Annotated in this window: 8 protein-coding genes; 6 read left to right on the forward strand and 2 right to left on the reverse strand. The window is 67.1% G+C overall.

Annotation, left to right across the window (positions count from 1 at the left end; genetic code table 11):
- The first annotated feature begins 200 nt into the window (after window positions 1-200).
- Window positions 201-1,562, forward strand: a complete 1,362-nt coding sequence (locus RUU78_RS13535; RefSeq protein ID WP_313917429.1) for a peptidylprolyl isomerase — start codon at window positions 201-203, stop codon at window positions 1,560-1,562.
- Between the two features lie 112 nt (window positions 1,563-1,674).
- On the forward strand, window positions 1,675-2,685 hold the full coding sequence (pdxA, locus tag RUU78_RS13540; RefSeq protein ID WP_313917431.1) for a 4-hydroxythreonine-4-phosphate dehydrogenase PdxA: 1,011 nt from the start codon (window positions 1,675-1,677) through the stop codon (window positions 2,683-2,685).
- Window positions 2,686-2,736: 51 nt separating this feature from the next.
- Here the strand turns inward: pdxA and RUU78_RS13545 are convergent, their stop codons facing one another.
- A complete protein-coding gene (locus tag RUU78_RS13545) occupies window positions 2,737-3,660 on the reverse strand; it encodes an EamA family transporter (protein WP_313917432.1) in 924 nt (307 codons plus the stop codon).
- A 134-nt stretch (window positions 3,661-3,794) separates the two neighbouring features.
- Between RUU78_RS13545 and gcvA the strand changes: the two genes are divergently transcribed.
- From gcvA to RUU78_RS13560, 3 genes are read left to right on the forward strand one after another with little or no spacing between them, the layout of a single operon-like run.
- Window positions 3,795-4,724: a transcriptional regulator GcvA gene (gene gcvA, locus RUU78_RS13550; protein ID WP_313917434.1), complete on the forward strand. Its 930-nt coding sequence runs from the start codon at window positions 3,795-3,797 to the stop codon at window positions 4,722-4,724.
- Complete coding sequence (gene rsmA, locus RUU78_RS13555; protein WP_313917436.1) at window positions 4,721-5,551, forward strand: 16S rRNA (adenine(1518)-N(6)/adenine(1519)-N(6))-dimethyltransferase RsmA; 831 nt, start codon at window positions 4,721-4,723, stop codon at window positions 5,549-5,551. The genes gcvA and rsmA overlap by 4 nt, the downstream gene beginning before the upstream one ends.
- Before the next feature lie 27 nt (window positions 5,552-5,578).
- A complete protein-coding gene (locus tag RUU78_RS13560; protein ID WP_313917439.1) occupies window positions 5,579-6,634 on the forward strand; it encodes an NAD(P)-dependent alcohol dehydrogenase in 1,056 nt (351 codons plus the stop codon).
- 64 nt (window positions 6,635-6,698) lie between these two features.
- Here the strand turns inward: RUU78_RS13560 and RUU78_RS13565 are convergent, their stop codons facing one another.
- Complete coding sequence (locus tag RUU78_RS13565) at window positions 6,699-7,451, reverse strand: SDR family oxidoreductase (protein ID WP_313917441.1); 753 nt, start codon at window positions 7,449-7,451, stop codon at window positions 6,699-6,701.
- Window positions 7,452-7,549: 98 nt separating this feature from the next.
- Between RUU78_RS13565 and RUU78_RS13570 the strand changes: the two genes are divergently transcribed.
- Window positions 7,550-8,402, forward strand: an 853-nt coding sequence (locus tag RUU78_RS13570) for an AraC family transcriptional regulator (protein ID WP_313917443.1), incomplete at its 3' end; no start/stop codon positions are given.

The following is an 8,402-nucleotide window of genomic DNA, read 5'->3' on the forward strand; positions in this document are numbered from 1 at the left end:
CGGTTCTGAGCGATCACTCTTCACCCCCTTGACTCAAGGGGGCTCCAGAGTCAAAAGCCGATGTCGACTTTCGAATAGATTTCCTAGTCGGACTGGTGCCTGAGCGTTCAGGCACCAGTCCGGGGCGCCGTGCACACTCGTCGCCCCGTCCGCAGCCGGCCCCGGCCTGCGGCAATCCCAAGCTTCCACACGGATCTGCGATGAATAAGCCCGCGCTCGCGTTTGCCCTGTTGACCACCCTGTTCGCGGCCGCCGCGCCGTCCCAGGCGCAGCTGCTCAACCCCGCACCCGAACCGCAGCGCCCGCAGTCCTCCGTGCCCGACGACGGCACCCTCGAGCGCATCGTCGCTGTCGTCGACGAGGAAGTCGTCCTCAAGAGCGAACTGGACCGTGCCGTGAGCCAGGTCCTCGCCCAGTACCAGCGCAATCCGCAGCAGCTGCCGGCACGACCCGTGCTGGAACGCCAGGTACTGGACCGCCTCATCATCACGCGGCTCCAGGTCTCCAAGGCCAGCCAGAGCGGCGTGCGCATCAGCGACATCGAGATCGACCAGGCCGTCGCCAATATCGCCCGCACCAACAAGATGGACGTCGACCAGCTGCGCAGCGCGCTCGCCCGCGATGGTCTGTCGTATGAGGAATTCCGCCGCAACCTGCGCGACGAACTGGTCACCCAGCGCCTGCGCCAGCGCGTGGCCCAGTCAGCCCAGGTCAGCGATGCCGAGATCGACATCATGCTGGCCGGCAACAGCCTGAAGACCGGCGAAGTGCGCCTGGCCCACATCCTCGTCGGCGTGCCCGACGGCGCCAGCGCCGAGCAGATCCAGGCCGCGCGCGAGAAAGCCGAGCGCGTGCAGAAGGAAGTCGCCGGCGGCCAGGAATTCGCGTCCGTCGCGATGCGTTCGTCCGATGCGCAGGACGCGCTCGAAGGCGGCGATCTGGGCTGGCGCCGCCACGACCAGGTGCCGGAAATGTTCAGCGACCTGCTGCAGGGCATGAGCGTCGGCCAGGTATCGCCAGCCGTGCGCGGCCCCAGCGGCTTCCACATCCTCAAGCTGGTCGACCAGCGCGAGCTGGGCAAGCAGCTCGTGACCGAGTTCCACGCCCAGCACATGATGATCAAGATCAGCGAACTGGTCAGTGCGGCCGACGCGGACAAGAAGATCAACGATCTGCGCCGCCGTATCGAGGCTGGCGAAGACTTCGCCACGCTGGCCAAGGCCAACTCGGAAGACGCCACCAGCGCGAACGCCGGCGGCGACATGGGCTGGTTCCCGATCGACACCTACGGGCCACAGGTGGGTGAGGTGATCTCCAACCTCAAGGACGGCGAGCTCAGCCAGATCTTCCGCAGCAACGCCGGCGTGCATTTCGTCAAGCGCCTCGGCATGCGCGAACTGGACCGCACCGACGAAACCCGCCGCGCCCAGGCGCGCGAGGCGATACAGCAGCGCAAGGCCGAGGACGAATTCGAGAACATGCTGCGCCAGCTCAAGGCCGAGGCCTACATCGAATACCGTCTCGTCGGCTACGACACCAAGGGCGAGCCGGTCAGCGGCTGAAGCCCAGAAATGAGGGAAGAGGAGTGAGAAACGAGTAAGAGCGAGAGCGGACTTCACGCAGCCTCGCCTCACCCACCCATTTCTCACTCCTCTCCCCCTCTTTCCCGCTCAAATGCCTCTGCCCCGTCTAGCCATCACCCTCGGAGAACCGGCCGGCATCGGCGCGGAGCTCGTTGCCGAACTCGCGCACAGCGACATCGCCGCTGATCTCATCGCCATCGGCGACACCCAGCTGCTGCAGGCCGCGGCGCGCTGTCGTGGCCTGGCCCTTGAACTGCACGAAGACGACGGCGCGCCGCGCGAGCATCGCGCCGCTGGCAGCCTGCGCACGATCACGATCGAAGCGGCGGCCATCGCCACGCCCGGCAAGCTCGATCGCGCCAACGCCGGCTATGTGCTTTCCACCCTCGCCCGCGCGGCCGATGGCTGCATGGCCGGCGAGTTCGATGCGGTCGTCACGGCGCCGGTGCAGAAAAGCATCATCAACGATGCGGGCATCCCGTTCTCGGGCCATACCGAGTATTTCGCGCTGCGCGCGGGTGCGGACGTGGTCATGATGCTGGCTGCGGGCAACCTGCGCGTCGCACTGGCGACGACGCATCTGCCGCTGTCGGCCGTGCCCGCGGCGATCACTCGGGCAGGCCTGGAGTCCACGCTGCGCATCCTGCACGCAGACCTGCAGCGCAAGTTCGGCCTGGCCCAGCCGCGTATCCTCGTGCTCGGCCTGAATCCGCACGCCGGCGAAGGCGGCCATCTGGGCCGCGAAGAGATCGACATCATCCAGCCGCTGCTGACCGATCTGCGTGCCGAGGGCTGGCAGCTCAGTGGACCGCTGCCGGCCGATACGGCCTTCCTGCCCGGGCCGCTGTCCCAGGCCGACGCGGTGCTTGCGATGTATCACGATCAGGGCCTGCCGGTACTCAAGGCGCTGGGCTTCGGCCATGCCGTAAACCTGACCCTGGGCCTGCCCTTCATCCGCACCTCGGTCGACCACGGCACGGCGCTGGATCTCGCCGGCCGCGGTGTCGCCGATGCGGGCAGCCTGCTGGCGGCGACGCGCCTTGCGCTGGAGCTCGCGCGGGTGCGCTCGCCAGAATCGGGAATCGGGAATCGGGAAGCGTAAGCGGACACCCTCCCCGGTCGAGGGTGGGAGGGGTCGGTACGCGTTTCGCGCTCAGCCGTCTTTGCCGGCGCAGGGTGCCAGAGCCGCCGCGGCCAGCACTGCGCGCCGCTGCGGCCAGCACAGCTTCTCGAAGACCAGCATGACGGCCAGCAGCACGAGGCCCAGGCCGACGAGGCTCGCCGCGGTGATCGCTTCATGCAGGAACAACGCGCCCCAGACCTGGGCGAACAGCGGCACGAGAAAGGTCACGGTGGTCGCGCGCTCGGGTCCGGCATCGCGCAGCAGGCGGAAATAGACGACGAATGCGATCGCCGTACAGACCAGGCCGAGCGCGACGAGGGCGAGGCCCGGCGCCAGCGTCGGCACGCGCGCCGGCAGGTTGCCAACCAGCAGCGGCGAGAGCAGCAGCGCCGCGCCGATCTGGCTGCCGGTCGCAGTAACGACCGGATCGGTGCCGCTGAACAGGCGGCGAAGTTCGGCGGCGCCGAGCGCATACAGCGCCGCTGCGGACAGTCCCGCCGCGAACGCGAGCAGGGTTGCCGCGGTCAGGGTCACCGTGCCGAAGCGTGCGATCGTCACGACGCCGGCCAGGCCGACGGCGACACCGGCGAGCTTGGACAGTGAGGGCCGCTTGCGCTGCAGATACCAGCCCAGCAGCACGGCGAAAAGCGGCACCGTCGCATTGAGCACGGCGGAATAGCCGGCCGGCAGGTGATGCGCCATGAAGGCGAACAGCACGAACGGCACCCCGGCGCTCAGCGCGCCGATCCAGGCATAGCCACGCCAGTTGCGGCGCCAGTCCAGATCGAGACCCTGCAGGCGCACGAACGCGAACAGCACCAGCGCCGACAGCGCGATGCGTCCGGCCGCCGTGAAGCCCGTGCCGAATTCCGGCACGGCGATTCGCATGAACAGGAAGGAGCCACCCCAGATCATGGCCAGGGCAAGCATCCGCAACAGCATTCCGGCATTCATCACACAGTCCCTCTCGCAGCGGGGGCGCGTACGTCGGTCACGACAGCACAGCGCCAGAGGCCTCGCATGCTATGCCTGGCGCGCCTGCGCAAAAATCGATAGTTTCTGCCCCGGTCCGTCAGGAAAACTCACCGATGCATGCCTGGCAACATCTGCCCGCCCTGCGCACGCTGCGCATCTTCGAGTGCGCCGCGCGGCACCTCAACTGGACCCGCGCAGCCGAGGAACTGCACCTGACCCACGGCGCGGTCAGCCTGCAGGTCAAGGCGCTGGAAGACGAACTCGGCCTCAAACTGTTCGAGCGCAGCGGCAAGAAGACCTGGCTCACCGATGCCGGCCAGCAGCTCGCGATCGGCGTGCGCGATTCACTCAACGAACTCGCAGCCACGGTAACACGCGTGCGCGAACGCGCCGCCGGCAACGTGTTGACGCTGAGCGTATTGCCGTCGTTCGCCGCGGCCTGGCTGGTCGGCCGCCTCGGCGGCTTCCTCGCCAGGCATCCGGACGTCGAGTTCAACCTGCAAAGCTCGATCGGCCTGGCCGACTTCCGCAACGATGGCGTCGACGTCGCGATCCGCTGGGGCAGCGGACATTGGCCCGGCCTGCGCTGCGAGAAGCTCCTCGACGACGAGCTGTTCCCGGTGCTGAGCCCGAAGCTGACCCGGCGCAAGATCAAGCATCCCTCACAGTTGCTCGACCTGCCGCTGGTGCGGATCAAGCAGCAGATGCGCCAGCACGACTGGGTGCGCTGGTTCTCCGCCGCCGGCGTGCAGACCACCGAACCGCGCCGCGGCGCGATCTTCGACGATACCGAACTGGCCATGCGTGCGGCCGCCCAGGGCCAGGGCGTCGTACTCGCGCGCAGCTCGCTGGCCGGTGACCGCCTCGCCAGCGGCGAGCTGGTCGCACCGTTCGACCTGCGCATACCGGCCTACTACGCGTACTATCTGGTCTGTCCGGAATCCCATGCCGAAAAGCCGTCGGTGCAGCAGTTCCGCACCTGGCTCGTCGAAGAGCTGGCGAATTCCTCGCCGCTCGCACCGCCGCCCGAGGCTCCCGTTTGAAGCGCTATCCGCCCGCATTCCCGCCTGCCTATCCCAGTTCGACGGCCGGCAAACATGTACACAAAAAGCAATTTGGCCAGCACTTCCTGCACGACCCCGGCATCATCCGGCGCATCGTGCAGGCGATCGCGCCGCGGCCCGGCGAGCGCCTGGTCGAGATCGGCCCCGGCGAAGGGGCCATCACCTTGCCTCTGCTGCGCGAGCATGGCCACCTCACCGTGATCGAGCTCGACCGTGACCTGATCCCGCGCATCCAGGCGGCCTCTGCCGGCATCGGCAAACTCGACGTGATCCACGCCGACGTGCTGACGGTGGATTTCACCGCGCTGGCCGCAGGCAATCCGCTGCGCCTCGCCGGCAACCTGCCCTACAACATATCCAGCCCTATCCTGTTCCACTGCCTGGATCACGCCGACGCCATCGTCGACATGCACTTCATGCTGCAGAAGGAAGTCGTCGACCGCATGGCCGCCGATCCCGGCAGCAAGGTCTACGGCCGCCTCAGTGTGATGCTGCAGCTGAGCTGCAGCGTCCAACCGCTGATCAATGTGCCGCCGGGCGCGTTCAATCCGCCGCCGAAGGTCGATTCCGCCGTTGTGCGGCTCACGCCGCTGCCGCCCGAGCGCCGCCACGGCGCCGACCCCGCGCTGGTCGCGCGCATCGTGCGCCACGCCTTCGGTCAGCGCCGCAAGACCTTGTCCAACGCCTTGCATGACGTGGTCAGCGCCGAGCAGATCAGCGCCGCCGGCATCGATCCGCGCGTGCGCGCCGAACAGCTCGAACCGCTGGCCTTCGTGCGGCTGGCGCAGACCGTACAGGCGGGCTAGCCCGCCATCATCCCGAGGAGTGATCGAATGACCACGAAAGCCTATGGCGCCCATGCCGCCGACCAGCCGCTGCAGGCGATGGACATCGAGCGCCGCGCGCCCGGTCCGCGCGACGTGCAGATCGACATTGCCTATTGCGGCGTCTGCCATTCCGACCTGCATACGGTGCGTTCCGAATGGGGCGGCACGCGCTATCCCTGCGTCCCCGGACACGAGATCGTCGGCCGCGTCAGCGCGCTCGGTGGCGAGGTCACGCGCTTTGCGATCGGCGATGTCGTCGGCGTCGGCTGTCTCGTCGGCAGCTGCCAGCGCTGCGCGTCGTGCGCGGACAACCTCGAACAGTATTGCGAGAACGGCTTCATCGGCACCTACAACGGCCGCACGGATGACGCGCCGGGACATACGCTCGGCGGCTACTCGCAGCGCATCGTCGTCGACGACAAGTTCGTGCTGCAGATCCGCCATCCGGAGGCGCAGCTCGCCGCGGTCGCGCCGCTGCTGTGCGCAGGCATCACCACGTATTCGCCGCTGCGGCACTGGAACGTCGGTCCGGGCAAGAAGGTCGGTATCGTCGGTATCGGCGGCCTGGGCCACATGGGCATCAAGATCGCCCATGCGATGGGCGCCGAGGTCGTAGCGTTCACCACCTCGGAAGGCAAGCGCCAGGATGCGCTCGACCTCGGCGCAGGCGCGGTCGTCGTCTCACGCAACAAGGACGAGATGCGCGCACACGCCGGCAGCTTCGACGTGATCCTCGATACGGTCGCGGCCAGCCACTCGCTCGATGCCTTCACGGCGCTGCTCAAGCGCGACGGCACGCTCGTGCTGGTCGGCGTGCCGGAGCATCCGCACCCGACGCCGAACATCGCCAACCTGATCTTCGCGCGTCGCACGATCGCCGGTTCGCTGATCGGCGGCCTCGCCGAAACACAGGAGATGCTCGATTTCTGCGCCGACAAGGGCATCGTCGCCGAGATCGAGATGATCAGCGCGCAGCAGATCGACGAGGCCTACGAACGCATGCTCAAGAGCGACGTGAAATACCGCTTCGTGATCGACAGCGCGTCGATGGCGGGCGGATAAGCGCGACTGCGGCCGATGGCCGGTGCCCGTTGCAGGCAGCACGGGCCGTCGGATGTCTTGCGACTCAACGGAAATGCCGCTGCTTCGCCAGCGCGACGGCGTCGGCACCCGCCGGATGATGCAACCGGCCCGACGTGTCGTTGACCGCGCGCCAGACACCCTCGGCCACGTCGGAAGCGTTCGTCATCGCAGCCAGCTGGCTCATGCCTGCGATGATGCTGTGCGCAAACGGCTCGTAGGGCTCGGGAATGAGTCCCTGCATGCGCTCCTGACCGTTTGCGGTGAAGCTCGTCGACGGGCCGTACCCCGGTTCCACGAGTTTGACGGCGATGCCGAAGCTCTTCAGTTCGTGCTCCAGCGAAGCGGTGAATCCCTCGACCGCGGCCTTGCTCGCGGTGTATGCGGCGACGAGCGGAAACGGAGCGAGCGTCGTGCTGGAAGTGACGTTGACGATCACGCCTGCTCGCCGTGTGCGGAACTGGGGAATCACGGCCTGGCACATGGCCATCACGCCGAACGTGTTGGTCTCGAAGACATCGCGGATGGTCGACATCGGTGTGGCCTCGAACGCGCCGAACAGACCGATGCCGGCATTGTTGACCAGTACGTCGATCGAACCGGCCTCGTGGACGCAGCGAGCGATGCTGTCGGCGTTGGTCACGTCCAATGCAAGAACGCTCGCGTCCGGCGATTCCGTAAACAGGTCCGGCCGCGGCCTGCGCATGGCCGCAACGACCTTCCAACCCTGCGCGAGAAAATGACGTGCGGTCTCCAGGCCGTAGCCGGATGAGCAGCCGGTGATGAGTACAGTCTTCAAGTCGTTCTCCGTGATCGTGGTTGTCGGGAGCAACGATAGATCACGGCCGCGGGATGATCGATAATCAAAAATCCAATTTCGTTTAGCGAGCGTCCAGCGTGAGCGACCCACTGTCCGAAGTCGTTCGCCTTCTGCACCCGCGTGCGGTATTCGCCAATGTGATCAGTGGAAAAGGCAGCTGGGCAGTACGCTACACCGGGTTCGGCAAGCCGAGCTTTTGCATTTTCCTGAAAGGAAGCTGCTTGCTGGCCGTGGACGGGCATGCGCCGATCACGATAGGTGCTGGCGATTTCGTCCTGTTGCCGACGACGCCCGCGTTCACGATTTCAAGCTTCTCGCCGGCGGCGCCCGTCCATCTCGACCCCAACCAGATGGCGAGCCGCCGCAGCGAGGTTCGCTACGGCGAGCGTCGCGGTCAGCCTGACATGCGCTCGCTCGGTGGCTCATTCGAGTTCGGCAACGCCGATCCCGGCCTTCTCGTTTCCCTGCTGCCGCGCGTCGTGCACGTGCGAGATTCCACGCGGCTCTCGACCCTGGTAGGCATGACCGGCGAAGAATCCGCGCAACAGGGACCGGGCAGCGACTACGTGCTGTCGCGCCTGGCGGAACTGCTGCTCATCGAAGCCATGCGCTCGGCGACCGCCGCCAGCTCGCCGCCCGGACTCCTGCGAGGACTCGGCGACGAGCGTCTGGCGCACGCACTGAAGCGCATGCACGCGGACGTCGGCCGCTCCTGGACCGTGGATCAACTGGCGAACGCCGCGGCGCTTTCGCGTTCCGCGTTCTTCGAGCGCTTCACGCGAACCGTGGGCGTGGCGCCGATGACCTATCTGCTCACCTGGCGCATGCAGATCGCCAAAGACCTGCTCCGCCGCAGCGACCTGGCGGTCTCGGAAATCGCCGAACGCGTCGGGTACGGATCCACGAGCGCGTTCAGCGTGGCGTTCAGCA

Source organism: Tahibacter sp. (assembly GCF_032229445.1).
GTDB lineage: Bacteria > Pseudomonadota > Gammaproteobacteria > Xanthomonadales > Rhodanobacteraceae > Tahibacter.